We start from the raw sequence: 14,403 nt of genomic DNA, 5'->3' as shown, positions 1-14,403 counted from the left end.
CGGCTTTCCCCGACAATCGGGGGCTGGAGCCGAATCACATGAGCGCACGCACCCTCTACGACAAGCTGTGGGACGAGCACGTCGTCCACACCGAGGAGGACGGCACGGCCGTCCTCTACATCGACCGCCACCTCGTCCACGAGGTCACCAGCCCGCAAGCCTTTGAAGGCCTGCGCCTGGCCGGCCGCAAGGTCTGGCGCGTCTCCTCCATCGTCGCCACCGCCGACCACAACACGCCCACCACCGGCTGGGACGAAGGCTACGACGGCATCCGCGATCCCATCAGCAAGCTGCAGATCACGACGCTGGACGCCAACATCCGCGAAAGCGGCGCGGCGGCCTACTTTCCCTACCTCGACAAGCGCCAGGGCATCGTGCATGTGATGGGCCCCGAGAACGGCGCCACGCTGCCGGGCATGACGGTGGTCTGCGGCGACAGCCACACCAGCACCCACGGTGCCTTTGGTGCGCTGGCCCACGGCATCGGCACCAGTGAGGTCGAGCATGTGATGGCCACCCAGACCCTGCTGGCACGCAAGGCGAAGAACATGCTGGTGCGCGTCGAAGGCACGCTGGGCCGCGGCGTCACCGCCAAGGACGTGGTGCTGGCCATCATCGGTCGCATCGGCACCGCCGGCGGCACCGGCAGCACGATCGAATTCGCCGGCTCGGCCATCCGCTCGCTCAGCATGGAAGGCCGCATGACGGTCTGCAACATGGCCATCGAGGCCGGCGCCCGTGCCGGCCTGGTGGCGGTGGACGAGAAGACCATCGCCTACTGCAAGGGCCGCCTCTTCGCGCCCGCCGGTGTCGAATGGGATCACGCCGTCGCGCACTGGCGCACCTTGCAGTCCGACCCCGGCGCCCACTGGGACAGCGTGGTCGAGTTGGATGCGGCGCAGATCCAGCCCCAGGTGACCTGGGGCACCAGCCCCGAGATGGTGCTGCCGGTCGACGGCCGCGTGCCCGACCCCGACAAGGAGAAGGACGCCGTCAAGCGCGGCGCCATCGAGCGCGCCCTGGCCTACATGGGCCTCACACCCAACAAGGCCATCACCGACATCCGCATCGACAAGGTCTTCATCGGCAGCTGCACCAACAGCCGCATCGAAGACCTGCGCGAGGCTGCGGCCGTGGTCAGGCGCGCCGGCAGCCGCGTGGCTGCCAACGTCAAGGCGGCCCTGGTCGTGCCCGGCTCGGGCCAGGTCAAGGCCCAGGCCGAGGCCGAGGGCCTGCACGAGATCTTCAAGGCCGCCGGCTTCGAATGGCGCGAGCCCGGCTGCAGCATGTGCCTGGCGATGAACGCCGACCGCCTGGAGCCCGGCGAGCGCTGCGCCAGCACCAGCAACCGCAATTTCGAAGGCCGCCAGGGCGCCGGCGGCCGCACCCATCTGGTGAGCCCGGCGATGGCCGCCGCCGCTGCGCTCAACGGCCATTTCGTCGACGTCCGCCGCATTGCCTGACAGGAAAGACCATGGACGCCTTCACCGTACACAAGGGCCTGGTGGCCCCGATGGACCGCGACAACGTCGACACCGACGCCATCATCCCCAAGCAGTTCCTGAAGTCCATCGCGCGCAGCGGCTTCGGCCAGAACCTGTTCGACGCCTGGCGCTACCTCGACCCGGGCGAGCCCGGCCAGGATCCGACCAGCCGCAAGCCCAACCCTGACTTCGTGCTCAACCAGCCACGGTACGCTGGTGCCAGCGTCCTGCTGGCGCGCAGCAACTTCGGCTGCGGCAGCAGCCGCGAGCACGCGCCCTGGGCTCTGCAGCAATACGGCTTCCGCGCCATCATCGCGCCCAGCTTTGCCGACATCTTCTTCACCAACTGCTTCAAGAACGGCCTGCTGCCCATCCAGCTGCCTGAATCGCAGGTGACGCGGCTGTTCGATGAAGTGCTGGCCTTCCCCGGCTGCCAGCTCACCATCGACCTGCCGCGCCAGGTGGTGGTGTGCGGCGACGGCCGCGAACTGCCCTTCGACGTCCAGCCCTTTCGCAAGTACTGCCTGGTCAACGGCTACGACGACATCGGCCTCACGCTGCGCCATGCCGACAAGATCCGCGCCTTCGAGGCCGAGCGCCTGGCGCGCATGCCCTGGCTGGCCCAACGTCAACTCTGAAACCTCCCATGAAGATTGCCATCCTGCCGGGTGACGGCATCGGCACCGAGATCGTCGAGCAGGCGGTTCGCGTGCTCAAGGTGCTGGACCTCGCCTTCGAATCCGAAACTGCCCTCGTCGGTGGCGCCGCGTATGAGGCCCACGGCCACCCGCTGCCCGAGGGCACGCTGAAGCTGGCGCAGGCCGCCGACGCCATCCTCTTTGGCGCCGTGGGCGACTGGAAGTACGACAAGCTCGAGCGCGCGCTGCGCCCCGAGCAGGCCATCCTGGGCCTGCGCAAGCAGCTGGGCCTGTTCGCCAACTTCCGCCCGGCGCTGTGCTACGAGCAGCTTACGCACGCCTCCTCGCTCAAGCCCGAGCTGGTGGCGGGGCTGGACATCCTGATCATCCGCGAGCTGACGGGCGACATCTACTTCGGCCAGCCGCGCGGCCGCCGCACCGCGGTCGACGGGCATTTCCCGGGCGCCGAGGAAGCCTTCGACACCATGCGCTACAGCCGGCCCGAGATCGAGCGCATCGCCCATGTCGCCTTCCAGGCTGCGCGCAAGCGCAGCAAGAAGGTCACCAGCGTCGACAAGGCCAATGTGCTCGAGACCTTCCAGTTCTGGAAGGACGTGGTGACAGAAGTCCATGCCGCGCACTACCAAGACGTCGAACTGCAGCACATGTACGTCGACAACGCCGCCATGCAGCTGGTCAAGGCGCCCAAGGCCTTCGACGTGGTGTTCACCGGCAATATGTTCGGCGACATCCTTTCCGACGAGGCCGCCATGCTCACCGGCAGCATCGGCATGCTGCCCAGCGCCAGCCTCGACAAGAATGGCAAGGGCCTCTACGAGCCCAGCCACGGCAGCGCGCCCGACATCGCCGGTAAGGGTGTTGCAAACCCGCTGGCTACAATCCTCTCCGCTGCCATGATGCTCCGCTACTCGCTCAACCAGCCCGCCGCCGCCGACCGCATCGAGTCGGCGGTGAAGGCCGTGCTGTCCGCGGGCCTGCGCACGCCCGACATCTGGAGCGAGGGCACCACCAAGGTTGGCACGCGCGAGATGGGTGATGCGGTCGTCGCTGCTATCACTGGCAAAACCATTACCACCAAGACCTAGCGTCTCTGGAATCGTCTCGCCCCCACCTTGGACCCCGGCGAAGCGAGCCGGGGAACCCAGGGGTCCGAGTCAACGGCAAAGGCGAAACTGAAATGGCACTCGTAGGATTGGTCGGCTGGCGCGGCATGGTCGGCAGCGTCCTGATGGACCGCATGCAGGCCGAGGGCGACTTCGCGCTCATCGAACCCGTGTTCTTTTCCACCAGCAACGCGGGCGGTGCCGCCCCGGCGCAGGCGAAGAACGAAACCCGGCTGCAGGACGCGCACGACATCGCGGCGCTCCAGCGCTGCGACATCATCATCACCTGCCAGGGTGGCGACTACACGACCGAGGTCTTCCCCCAGCTGCGCGCCGCGGGCTGGAACGGCCACTGGATCGACGCCGCGTCCACGCTGCGCATGAAGGACGACGCGGTCATCATCCTCGACCCCGTCAACCTGCCGGTGATCGAGCGCTCGCTCGCCAAGGGTGGCCGCAACTGGATCGGCGGCAACTGCACCGTCAGCTGCATGCTGATGGGCGTGGGCGCGCTCTACAAGGCCGGCCTCGTCGAGTGGATGAGCACGCAGACCTACCAGGCCGCGTCGGGCGGCGGCGCCCAGCACATGCGCGAGCTGCTGACGCAGTACGGCACGCTCAATGCCGAGGTCAGGGCCCTGCTGGACGACCCCAAGAGCGCCATCCTCGAGATCGACCGCAAGGTCATCGCCAAGCAGCGTTCGCTGTCGGGCGAGGAAACGGCCAATTTCGGCGTGCCGCTGGGCGGTTCGCTGATTCCCTGGATCGACAAGGATCTGGGCAATGGGGTCAGCCGCGAGGAGTGGAAGGGCATGGCCGAGACCAACAAGATCCTCGGCCAGGGCGAGGGCTTCGGCAGCGCGGCGGTGCCGGTGGACGGTTTCTGCGTGCGCGTGGGCGCGATGCGCTGCCACAGCCAGGCCCTGACCTTCAAGCTCAAGAAGGACGTGCCGGTGGCCGACATCGAGGCCCTGATCGCCGCCGACAACGAGTGGGTGAAGGTCGTGCCCAACACGCGCGAGGCGACGCTGCGCGACCTCACGCCCGTGGCCGTGACCGGCACCATGACCATCCCGGTCGGCCGCATCCGCAAGCTCGCGATGGGCCCCGAATACCTGGGCGCCTTCACCATCGGCGACCAGCTGCTTTGGGGCGCGGCCGAGCCGCTGCGCCGCATGCTGCGCATCCTGCTGGCGCAGTGAGGGGCTTGAAACCCTCGATTTTTCGGGTTTGGGCTGCGGCAGAATCGCGCCGCAGGCGGCCCGTCCGCACGTTGTCCATCGGCAACAGCGGGGGTGCCGCCAGGAAACAAAGCATTTCCCGCGCGAACATCAGCTACTGCGTGAGCTTGCGCTCCTATATGCTTGATACTGTTGCGATTTCCGCCGTTCAGGTGCTTGGCGTCCGTGCCAGGTGCCGGGTGGCATGAAGAGACGGCGGCCAGAAGCTGGCTGAGTGCCGACCGATCGCGTGGGGGAAATGCCTTGAAACATCGCTCGACAAATGCTGCGCGTTTTGCGCTCAAGGGTGTGGCACTCGCCACCGCCTGCCTGTGGGGCTCGCACGCGGCTGCGCTGGGCCTGGGGCGACTGAGCGTGCAATCGGCGCTCGGCGAAGCGCTGCGTGCCGAAATCGAAGTCACCAGCATCACGCCGGAAGAGGCTTCATCGCTCAAGCTGCGCGTGGCGCCGCCCGAGGCCTACCGCGCCGCTGGTGTCGAATACAACGCCGCGTTGCCTTCGGCGACGGTGCAGGTCGTGAAACGCGCCGATGGCCGCCAGGTGCTGCGTCTGAGCAGCGACCGTGCGGTCCTCGAACCCTTCGTCGACCTCATCCTCGAAGCCACCTGGACCTCGGGCCGCCTGGTGCGCGAGTACACGCTGCTCTTCGATCCGCCCACCGCCCGCCCGGCGCCGGCTCCTTCCGCCGCTCCCGTGATCGCTGCCCCGGCACCGGCACCGGCCGCCTCGCCCGCCACCGCGGCCGTCGCAGCACCTGCACCGGCGCCCACGGCGCCGGCCACCGCTGTGCGCACCACGCCGCCCAAGGCCGCTGCCGCCGACGCGCCGCGCGCCAAGCCGGCCGATGCGCCCAAGCCGCCGCCAGCCGGCGCCGACAGCGTGACCGTGCGGCCCGGTGATTCGCTCAGCCGTGTCGCCGGACGTGCCCAGCGCCCGGGCGTCTCGCTCGACCAGATGCTGGTCTCGCTGTTCCGCACCAACCCCGATGCCTTCGTTGGCGAGAACATGAACCGGCTGCGCGCCGGTGCCGTGCTCACCGTACCGGCGGCTGCCGAAGCGGCCAAGATCGGCTCTCAGGAAGCGCGCGAACTCATCGTCGCCCAGAGCGCCGACTTCGCCGCCTACCGCCAGCGCCTGGCGGCCGGTGCGACCAGCGCTGCCGAAGCCGCGCCCGCGCGCCAGGCCACTGGCAAGGTGCAGACCCAGGTCGACGACCGCAAGCAGGCCGCTACCGCCACGCCCGACCGCCTGCAACTGTCGCAGGGCGGTGTGAAGGCCTCGGCGCCCGAGGCCAAGGCCTCCAAGGAAGCCGAGAAGAAGGCCGCCGACCAGCGCGTAGCCGAGTTGGCCCGCAACGTCGCCGAACTGAAGAAGCTGCAGGAGTCGTCCACGCCGGCCAAGCCGGCCGCGCCGGCTCCGGCCCCTGTGGCAGCTGCCCCGGCTCCTGCGCCCGCACCGGCGCCGGTGGCCCCGCCGCCGGCTTCGGCCGCCACCCCGGCGCTGCCAGTGGCGGTGCCCGCGCCCCCGCCGGTGGCATCGGCACCGGCGCCCGCGCCCGTGCCCGCCTCTGCACCCGCCCCGAAGCGCGCGACCCCGGTGCCCACGCCCGAGGAACCCAGCTTCATCGACTCCCTGCTCGAGAACTCCTTCGCCTTGCCGGCGGCCGGCGTGCTGGTGGCGCTGCTGGGCGGCGTCGGCCTGTACCGGCTGCGCGGCCGGTTCCGCAAGCAGGCTGGCGAAACTTCCTTCCTCGAAAGCCGGCTGCAGCCCGACTCCTTCTTCGGCGCCAGCGGCGGCCAGCGCGTCGACACCCGCGAGGCCAGCGCCAGCACCACCGGCAACTCTTCTTCGATGAGCTATTCGCTGTCGCAGCTCGACGCGATTGGCGATGTCGACCCGGTGGCCGAGGCCGATGTCTACCTGGCCTATGGCCGCGACCTGCAGGCCGAGGAAATCCTCAAGGAAGCGATGCGCGCCACGCCCGAGCGCATGGCCATACGCTCCAAGCTGCTTGAGGTCTATGCCAAGCGGCGCGACACCAAGGGCTTCGAACTGCTGGCCTCGCAGATGTTCAACCTCACCCACGGTGAGGGCGAAGACTGGTCCAAGGCCCAGGCCCTGGGCCAGAGCATCGACCCCGAGAACGTGCTCTACCAGCCCGGCGGACGCCCGGACGAGGTGCGCGGCGTCTCGGGCCAGGTGGTGGAGCCTCTCGGTGCCTCGACCGTGCCCTATACCGCGCCGGTGGCGCCGGCGGCCTTCCAGCCGGCCGCCGATGCGACGCTCGATGGAGGCCACGACGACGACGGCAGCATCGACCTCGACCTCGACCTGCCGCTGCCCGACGGCCCCGAACTGCCCTCAGAGGCCACGCAGCGCATCACCACCGAGGCGGCGCTGGGCGGCGACTCGACGCTCGATTTCAGCCTCGGCGACGAAATCCCGGGCACCGTGCCGGTGCCGCGCCCGGTGGCGCAGCAGGTGCAGGAAGTGCCGCCCACCGTGGCCCTGCCGCGCAAGCCCGAGAGTGATGGCCTCGATTTCGACCTCGGCGACCTGACCATCCCCAACACCACGCCCACGGCGCCGACCCCGGCGCCGGCGCCCGATTCCTCGCTCGACTTCGGCGATTTCAGCATCGGCTCCGACCACGCGCCGTTGGATGAGCCGGCGTTGGGCGAGGGCGACCCGCTGTCACGCAAGCTCGAACTGGCCGAGGAATTCCGCCAGATCGGCGACATGGAAGGCGCGCGCGACCTGCTCGAGGAGGTCGTGTCCAAGGCCACCGGCTCGCTGCAGGCCAAGGCCCAGGGCATGCTCGACAAGCTTGGCTGATTCTCCCGGCGCCGGGCAGCGTCTGGCGCTGGGTCTGGCCTACCGCGGCCGGGCCTACCACGGCTGGCAGTCGCAGCCCGACGGCCGCACGGTGCAGGATCATCTGGAGGCCGCACTCTCGGCCTTTGCCGATCAGCCGGTGGTGACGGTCTGCGCCGGCCGCACCGACGCCGGCGTACACGCCCTGAACCAGGTCGTCCACCTCGACACCGCCCTTGACCGCGACCCGTTTGCCTGGGTGCGCGGCACGAACCGCTACCTGCCGGCCGACATCGCCGTGCAGTGGTGCCGCCCGGTGGCCGGCACCTTCCACGCCCGCAACAGCGCACGCGGGCGCCGCTACCGCCATCTGGTGCTTGAGTCCCCCGTGCGGCCGGCGCTGGAGAGCGGCGCCGTTGGCTGGACCTTCCGGCCACTGGACGGCCAGGCCATGCGCGCCGCCGCCGCCGCACTCATCGGCGAGCACGATTTCAGCTCTTTTCGCGCCGCCGCCTGCCAGTCGCCGACGCCGGTGAAGACGCTTCGCAAGATTGAAGTCTCGCGGCGTGGCGCCTACTGGCGCTTCGATTTCGACGGCAATGCCTTCCTCCATCACATGGTGCGCAACATCGTCGGCAGCCTGCTCGCGGTGGGCTGCGGGCGCATGCCTCCGGGGTGGATGGCCGAGGTGCTGGCCGCACGCAGCCGCGATGCCGCCGCACCCACCTTCGGTGCCGAGGGACTCTACTTTCTCGGGCCGTACTACGATGCCGACCATGCCATCCCCGACCATGTGCCGGCCCACGACTGGCTGCCCTGAAAGTCCGCGGCCATGAGCCGCACCCGCATCAAGATCTGCGGCCTCACGCGCGAGGCCGATGTTGACGAGGCCGTCGACGCCGGCGCCGATGCGCTGGGCTTCGTGCTCTACGAGCGCAGCGCGCGCCATGTGCCGCTGGCGCGCGCCATCGAACTGGCGGGCCGCCTGCCGCCTTTCGTGACGCCGGTGCTGCTCTTCGTCAACGCCACGCCGCAGTCGCTGCGCTCGGCCAGCGAGGCCCTGCCGCAGGCGCTGCTGCAGTTTCACGGCGACGAGACGCCGGCCCAGTGCGACAGCGCCGACCGCCCCTACCTGCGCGCCGCGCGCATGGCGCCGGGCTTCGATTTGCTAGACTTCGCGGCTGAATTCGCCGGCGCCCAGGCGCTGCTGCTCGACACCCATGTCGACGGCTATGGCGGCAGCGGGAAGGTCTTCGATTGGTCACTGATTCCACCAAGCGTGCCCCTTCCGGTCGTTTTGTCTGGTGGGTTGAATCCTGCCAACGTGACCGAAGGGGTGCTCGCCGTCCGGCCCTGGGCCGTTGACGTGAGCTCCGGCGTCGAGATCGGCAAGGGCCTCAAGAGCGGCCCGCTGATGCGCCGGTTCTGCAAGGCGGTGCGCGAAGCCGATGCCCGGCTCGCCGCCCTATAGGAATCCCCCCATCATGTTCGAGTACACCCAGCCCGATGCCCGCGGGCATTTCGGCCCTTATGGCGGCACCTTCGTCGCCGAGACCCTGATCCACGCGCTTCACGAGCTCGAGGACGCCTACGCAAAGTACCGCGCCGACCCCGAGTTCGTGGCCGAGTTCAGGCGCGAACTGAAGCACTTCGTCGGCCGGCCCAGCCCGGTCTACCACGCGGCGCGCTTGTCCAGCGAGATCGGCGGCGCCCAGATCCACCTCAAGCGCGAAGACTTGAACCACACCGGCGCGCACAAGGTCAACAACACCATAGGCCAGGCCCTGCTGGCGCGCCGCATGGGCAAGCCGCGCGTCATCGCCGAGACCGGCGCCGGCCAGCACGGCGTGGCCACCGCCACCATCTGCGCCCGCTACGGCATGGAATGCGTGGTCTACATGGGCAGCGAAGACGTCAAGCGCCAGAGCCCCAATGTCTACCGCATGCACCTGCTGGGTGCACGCGTGGTGCCGGTGGAATCGGGCAGCAAGACGCTCAAGGACGCGCTCAACGAGGCCCTGCGCGACTGGGTCACCCACGTCGAGAACACCTTCTACATCATCGGCACGGTGGCCGGGCCCCATCCCTATCCGATGATGGTGCGCGACTTCCAGCGCGTCATCGGCGACGAATGCCTCGTGCAAATGCCCGAGCAGACCGGCAGGCAACCCGACGCGGTGATCGCCTGCGTCGGCGGCGGCAGCAACGCGATGGGCCTGTTCTACCCCTACATCCCCTATGAGGGCACGCGGCTGATCGGCGTCGAGGCCGCCGGCCTGGGCCTGGCCAGCGGCAAGCACTCGGCCAGCCTCACCGCCGGCAGCCCCGGCGTGCTGCACGGCAACCGCACCTACCTGCTGCAGGACGACAACGGCCAGATCACCGAGACGCACAGCATCTCGGCCGGCCTCGACTACCCCGGCGTCGGCCCCGAGCACGCCTACCTCAAGGACATCGGCCGCGCCGAATACGTGGCCATCACCGACGACGAAGCGCTCGCCGCCTTCCACCGCCTGTGCCGCACCGAGGGCATCATCCCGGCGCTGGAATCCAGCCACGCCGTGGCTTACGCGATGAAGCTGGCGGCGACGATGCGGCCCGACCAGCACCTGCTGGTCAACCTGTCCGGACGAGGCGACAAGGACATCGGTACGGTGGCCGATCTCAGCGGCGCCGAGTTCTACTGCCGGCCCTCATGCAGCGGCCAGAAGGTGAAGCAATGAGCCGCATCCAGGCCACGCTGGCCGCGCTCGCGGCCCACGGCCGCAAGGCGCTGATTCCCTACGTCACGGCAGGCGACCCGTTTGCCGACGCCACGCCACAGATCATGCAGGCGCTGGCCGATGGCGGCGCCGACATCATCGAGCTGGGCGTGCCTTTCAGCGACCCCATGGCCGACGGCCCGGTGATCCAGAAGGCCAGCGAGCGCGCGTTGGCCCGCGGCATAGGCGCCACGCAGGTGCTGGACATGGTGCGCGCCTTCCGCAAGGGCAACGACCGCACGCCGGTGGTGCTGATGGGCTATGCCAATCCGGTGGAGCGCTACGACCAGCGCCATGGTGCCGGCAGCTTCATCCGCGACGCCGCAGCAGCGGGGGTGGACGGCCTGCTGGTGGTGGACTACCCGCCCGAGGAATGCGAGGCCTTTGCCGCCCAGCTGAAGGCCGTAGGCCTGGACCTGATCTTCCTGCTTGCGCCCACTTCCACCGAGCAGCGCATGCAGCAGGTGGGCCGCATCGCCAGCGGCTATGTCTACTACGTCTCGCTCAAAGGCGTCACCGGCGCCGGCCACCTGGACACCGCGGCGGTGGCCGAGATGGTGCCGCGCATACGCCGCCATGTCAGCGTGCCGGTGGGCGTGGGCTTCGGCATCCGCGATGCCGCCACGGCGCGCGCCGTCGGCGCGGTGGCCGACGCGGTGGTGATCGGCTCGCGCCTGATCCAGATACTTGAAAGCCAGACGCGCGACAATGCGACTTCCGCGGCGCAGGCCTTCATGGCCGAAATCCGCGCCGCCCTGGATGCCTGAGTCCGTGCTTTGCGAGGTGGTGAACCCATGAGTTGGCTCGAGAAACTGCTGCCGCCCAAGATCCAGCCCACCGACCCGGCCGAGCGCCGCGTCGTGCCCGAGGGTCTGTGGATCAAGTGCCCGTCCTGCGAGACGGTGCTCTACAAGACCGACCTCGAGCAGAACCTCAATGTCTGCCCCAAGTGCGACCACCACCACCGCATCGGTGCGCGCGCCCGGCTCGACGCCTTCCTCGACCCCGAAGGGCGCTGGGAGATCGGCCAGGAAGTGATGCCGGTCGACGCGCTCAAGTTCAAGGACAGCAAGAAGTACCCGCAACGCCTGAAGGCCGCGCTCGAGGCCACCGGCGAGACCGACGCCATGGTGGTGGTGGGTGGCGCGGTGATGAGCGTGCCGGTGGTGGCCGCCTGCTTCGAGTTCGAGTTCATGGGTGGCAGCATGGGCAGCGTGGTGGGCGAGCGCTTTGTGCGTGGCGTCGAGGCCGCGGTGGAGCAAAAGGTGCCCTTCATCAGCTTCAGCGCCACCGGCGGCGCGCGCATGCAGGAAGGCCTGCTGAGCCTGCTGCAGATGGCCAAGACCAATGCCTCGCTCACCCGCCTGGCGAAGGCGCGCCTGCCTTACATCAGCGTGCTGTGCGACCCCACGATGGGCGGCGTCTCGGCCAGCTTTGCCTTCGTCGGCGATGTCGTGATTGCCGAGCCCAAGGCGCTGATCGGCTTTGCCGGTCCGCGCGTGATCGAGAACACCGTGCGCGAGAAGCTGCCCGAGGGCTTCCAGCGCAGCGAATTCCTGCTCGGCACCGGCGCGCTGGACATGATCTGCGACCGCCGCCAGCTGCGCTCGCGCATTGCCCGCATCCTGGCCATGCTCCAACGGCAAAGCGCCGACGCCGTCGCCTAGAGCCACCTCCCTTATCCCTGCCAGGCGGGCCGTTCGCGGCCCGTTGCCTTTTGATGAGCAATCCCGCCACCCTCGACGACTGGCTGGCCCATTGCGCGGCCATGCACCCCAAGACCATGGACCTGTCGCTCGAGCGCACGGTCGAGGTCGCGCGGCGCCTGGGCATCCAGTTCACGGTGCCGGTGATCACGGTGGCCGGCACCAATGGCAAGGGCTCGACCTGCGCCATGATCGACAGCATTGCGCGCTGCGCCGGCTACCGCGTCGGCCTCTACCAAAAGCCCGAGCTGGTGCATTTCACCGAACGCTGCCGCCTAGGCGGTGCGCCGGTGGCGGCGGCCGACCTGCTGCCGCATTTCGCGGCCGTCGAGGCGGCGCGCGGCGGCACCACGCTGACCCAGTTCGAGTTCACCACGCTGGCCATCGTGCGCCTGCTGTCGATGGCCGAACTCGACCTCATCATCCTTGAGGTCGGCCTGGGCGGGCGCTATGACTCGGTCAACGCCTTCGACACCGACTGCGCCGTCATCACCAGCATCGCTCTCGACCACACCGAATGGCTGGGCAGCGACCGCGAAAGCATCGCCGCCGAGAAGGCGCAGATCATGCGCGCCGGCCGGCCCTGCATCGTCAGCGATCCGCTGCCGCCCGCCAGCCTTCAGGCCCATGCCCAGGCCGTGGGTGCCGACCTGTGGCTGATAGGCCGCGACTACAACCACGCCGGCGACCGCCAGCAGTGGAGCTGGAGCGGCCGCGGTCGCCGCTACCACGGCATGTCCTACCCGGCGCTGCGCGGCGCCAACCAGCTGCTGAATGCCTCGGGCGCCATCGCCGCGCTGATTGCGCTGCGCGATCGCCTGCCCATCAACGCGCAGGCGGTGCGCACGGGCCTGGCCCTGGTCGAGCTGCCGGGCCGTTTCCAGATCGTGCCGGGGCAGCCGGCCCTGGTGCTGGACGTGGCCCACAACCCGCAGGCCGTGGGTGCGCTGGCGCTCAATCTCGACGCCATGGGCTTCTTCCCGCGAACGCACGCGGTCTTCGGCGCCATGCGCGACAAGGACGTCGCCGGCCTGGTGCGGGCGATGGCGCCCCTGGTCGACACCTGGCACTGCTGCAGCCTTCCGCCGCCGCGCGCTGCCACGGCCGAAGAGTTGGCCACGCTGGTGACCGAACACAGCGCCGGCCGCCTCGGTGGCCCGCCGGAGGTGCATCGCCACGCCGGCCCAGCCACGGCGCTGCAGGCGGCGGCGGCCGTCGCCGACCCGGCCGATAGAATCGTCGTCTTCGGCTCCTTCCACACAGTGGGCGGTGTGATGCGCGACGGCCTGCCCAGGCTCTCGGCGCCCCACCTGGGCTGACGGGCCGCCGGCCCCGCCGCAGCCCCCGCATCCGCCCCGCCTCCAGACTCCCGCTCCCCGCTCATGCGTTTGCCGTTCTTGCGTCCCCGGGAGCCCGCCACCGAGCGACCCCGGCCGCCCGCCGACGAGCCCGAGGCCATCGCGCTGGCGCGCCGCCGCGCCCGTCAGCGCCTGGTGGGCGCCCTGGTGCTGCTGGTGGCCGGCGTCGTCGTCTTCCCGCTGATCTTCGAGACCCAGCCGCGACCGCTGCCGCTGAACACGCCCATCCTGGTGCAGCGCGGCGATGCCGCCGAGGCGCCGCCGCCGGCGCCCAAGCGGGCTGCCACGCCGCCACCGGCGCTGCCGCCGGCGGATGCCGAGGCCGAGCTGCCGGCTGTTGCGGCATCGGCATCGGCTGCGCCGGCGCAGCCTGCGCTCGCGCCGGTGCAGGCACCGCAGCCCAAGCCACAGCCCCAGCTCAAGCCGGCCGCGCCCCAGGCGTCGGTCACGGCAGCGACACCCACAGCGCCGCCGCCAAGGCCCGCCAGCGCACCGGCCTCGGTGCCCTCCGCTGCGCGCTTCGTTGTCCAGGTCGGCGCCTTCACCGACGCCAACACCCTGCGCGAGGCGCGCCAGCGGGTCGAGAAGCTGGGCCTCAAGACCTATACCCAGGTCATCGAGGGCGATGCCGGCAAGCGCACGCGGGTGCGCGTGGGCCCCTTCGACAGCCGCGCCGAGGCCGAGGCCACGGTAGCCAGACTCAAGCGCGCCGGGCTGGGCGGCAATGTGCTGGCGCTCTGATGGGCATGGGCCTGCCCGACCTGCCCTGGGTTGACTGGGCGCTGCTGGCGGTGCTGGCGCTGTCCATCGTGGTCGGCCTGGTGCGCGGCTTCGTCTTCGAATGCCTGTCGCTGGCCGGCTGGCTGGTGGCCTGGTTCGGCGCGCAATGGGTGGCGCCGCAGCTGGCGCCCCATCTGCCGCTGGGCGCGCCGGGTTCCTCGCTCAACCTGGCGGCGGCCTTCGCCCTCGTCTTCATCGCCGCGATGATCGTCTGGGGCCTGCTGGCGCGGCTGGTGCGCCTGCTCATCCACGCCACGCCGCTGTCCATCCCCGACCGGCTGCTGGGCGCCGTTTTCGGCCTGCTGCGCGGGGGCGTGCTGCTGCTGGCGGTGGCCCTGGTCGTCGCGCTCACGCCGGCCGCACAATCCACGGCTTGGCGCGCGGCCCAGGGCGGGCGCTGGCTCACGGCGACGCTGCTGTCGCTCGAACCTTTGCTGCCCGAGGCCGTGGCACGCCGGATACGCGCCTGAACGGCGCCTGAAGAGGAAGCTCAACC

At 69.9% G+C, this 14,403-nt stretch carries 13 protein-coding genes; all 13 read left to right on the top strand.

Features of this window, described 5'->3' with window-relative positions; all coding sequences use genetic code 11:
• The first annotated feature begins 38 nt into the window (after window positions 1–38).
• The 13 genes from leuC (at window position 39) to JMV16_RS10490 (ending at window position 14,377) form a co-directional block, all read left to right on the top strand.
• Window positions 39–1,463 (top strand): 3-isopropylmalate dehydratase large subunit, encoded by a 1,425-nt coding sequence (leuC, locus tag JMV16_RS10550; protein ID WP_201494193.1) that lies wholly within the window; start codon window positions 39–41, stop codon window positions 1,461–1,463.
• Between the two features lie 11 nt (window positions 1,464–1,474).
• Window positions 1,475–2,122, top strand: a complete 648-nt coding sequence (leuD, locus tag JMV16_RS10545) for a 3-isopropylmalate dehydratase small subunit (protein WP_201494192.1) — start codon at window positions 1,475–1,477, stop codon at window positions 2,120–2,122.
• 8 nt (window positions 2,123–2,130) lie between these two features.
• Window positions 2,131–3,228 (top strand): 3-isopropylmalate dehydrogenase, encoded by a 1,098-nt coding sequence (gene leuB, locus JMV16_RS10540; RefSeq protein ID WP_201494191.1) that lies wholly within the window; start codon window positions 2,131–2,133, stop codon window positions 3,226–3,228.
• Window positions 3,229–3,320: 92 nt separating this feature from the next.
• Window positions 3,321–4,448 carry an aspartate-semialdehyde dehydrogenase gene (gene asd, locus JMV16_RS10535; RefSeq protein ID WP_201494190.1) on the top strand — a complete coding sequence of 376 codons (1,128 nt, stop codon included), beginning with the start codon at window positions 3,321–3,323 and terminating at the stop codon, window positions 4,446–4,448.
• A 327-nt stretch (window positions 4,449–4,775) separates the two neighbouring features.
• Entirely contained in the window at window positions 4,776–7,322 is a 2,547-nt protein-coding gene (locus JMV16_RS10530) for a FimV/HubP family polar landmark protein (protein ID WP_236580455.1), read from the top strand.
• The gene (gene truA, locus JMV16_RS10525; RefSeq protein WP_236580454.1) at window positions 7,315–8,121 is read left to right on the top strand and encodes a tRNA pseudouridine(38-40) synthase TruA; all 807 of its coding nucleotides are present in this window, start codon (window positions 7,315–7,317) and stop codon (window positions 8,119–8,121) included. The genes JMV16_RS10530 and truA overlap by 8 nt, the downstream gene beginning before the upstream one ends.
• Before the next feature lie 12 nt (window positions 8,122–8,133).
• A complete protein-coding gene (locus JMV16_RS10520) occupies window positions 8,134–8,772 on the top strand; it encodes a phosphoribosylanthranilate isomerase (RefSeq protein WP_201494189.1) in 639 nt (212 codons plus the stop codon).
• Between the two features lie 13 nt (window positions 8,773–8,785).
• Window positions 8,786–10,024, top strand: coding sequence for a tryptophan synthase subunit beta (gene trpB, locus JMV16_RS10515; protein ID WP_201494188.1), 1,239 nt, complete (start codon window positions 8,786–8,788; stop codon window positions 10,022–10,024).
• Window positions 10,021–10,830 carry a tryptophan synthase subunit alpha gene (gene trpA, locus JMV16_RS10510; RefSeq protein WP_201494187.1) on the top strand — a complete coding sequence of 270 codons (810 nt, stop codon included), beginning with the start codon at window positions 10,021–10,023 and terminating at the stop codon, window positions 10,828–10,830. Before trpB ends, trpA begins: the two co-directional genes overlap by 4 nt.
• A 27-nt stretch (window positions 10,831–10,857) precedes the next feature.
• Complete coding sequence (gene accD, locus JMV16_RS10505) at window positions 10,858–11,730, top strand: acetyl-CoA carboxylase, carboxyltransferase subunit beta (protein WP_201494186.1); 873 nt, start codon at window positions 10,858–10,860, stop codon at window positions 11,728–11,730.
• 53 nt (window positions 11,731–11,783) lie between these two features.
• Window positions 11,784–13,088: a bifunctional tetrahydrofolate synthase/dihydrofolate synthase gene (gene folC / locus JMV16_RS10500; protein WP_201494185.1), complete on the top strand. Its 1,305-nt coding sequence runs from the start codon at window positions 11,784–11,786 to the stop codon at window positions 13,086–13,088.
• 63 nt (window positions 13,089–13,151) lie between these two features.
• Window positions 13,152–13,868, top strand: a complete 717-nt coding sequence (locus tag JMV16_RS10495) for an SPOR domain-containing protein (RefSeq protein ID WP_201494184.1) — start codon at window positions 13,152–13,154, stop codon at window positions 13,866–13,868.
• A complete protein-coding gene (locus JMV16_RS10490) occupies window positions 13,868–14,377 on the top strand; it encodes a CvpA family protein (RefSeq protein ID WP_236580453.1) in 510 nt (169 codons plus the stop codon). Before JMV16_RS10495 ends, JMV16_RS10490 begins: the two co-directional genes overlap by 1 nt.
• The last annotated feature ends 26 nt before the right edge of the window (window positions 14,378–14,403 follow it).

It is taken from the genome of Rubrivivax sp. A210, assembly GCF_904426505.1.
Classification (GTDB): Bacteria; Pseudomonadota; Gammaproteobacteria; order Burkholderiales; family Burkholderiaceae_C; genus Rubrivivax.
Note: the sequence above shows the minus strand (reverse complement) of the source record. Positions and strands in the feature narration are given on the sequence as shown.

Coding starts and splice junctions, on each gene's coding strand:
- leuC (WP_201494193.1), top strand. CDS start 39: ATGAGCGCACGCACCCTCTACGACAAGCTGTGGGACGAGCACGTCGTC.
- leuD (WP_201494192.1), top strand. CDS start 1,475: ATGGACGCCTTCACCGTACACAAGGGCCTGGTGGCCCCGATGGACCGC.
- leuB (WP_201494191.1), top strand. CDS start 2,131: ATGAAGATTGCCATCCTGCCGGGTGACGGCATCGGCACCGAGATCGTC.
- asd (WP_201494190.1), top strand. CDS start 3,321: ATGGCACTCGTAGGATTGGTCGGCTGGCGCGGCATGGTCGGCAGCGTC.
- JMV16_RS10520 (WP_201494189.1), top strand. CDS start 8,134: ATGAGCCGCACCCGCATCAAGATCTGCGGCCTCACGCGCGAGGCCGAT.
- trpB (WP_201494188.1), top strand. CDS start 8,786: ATGTTCGAGTACACCCAGCCCGATGCCCGCGGGCATTTCGGCCCTTAT.
- trpA (WP_201494187.1), top strand. CDS start 10,021: ATGAGCCGCATCCAGGCCACGCTGGCCGCGCTCGCGGCCCACGGCCGC.
- accD (WP_201494186.1), top strand. CDS start 10,858: ATGAGTTGGCTCGAGAAACTGCTGCCGCCCAAGATCCAGCCCACCGAC.
- folC (WP_201494185.1), top strand. CDS start 11,784: ATGAGCAATCCCGCCACCCTCGACGACTGGCTGGCCCATTGCGCGGCC.
- JMV16_RS10495 (WP_201494184.1), top strand. CDS start 13,152: ATGCGTTTGCCGTTCTTGCGTCCCCGGGAGCCCGCCACCGAGCGACCC.
- JMV16_RS10490 (WP_236580453.1), top strand. CDS start 13,868: ATGGGCATGGGCCTGCCCGACCTGCCCTGGGTTGACTGGGCGCTGCTG.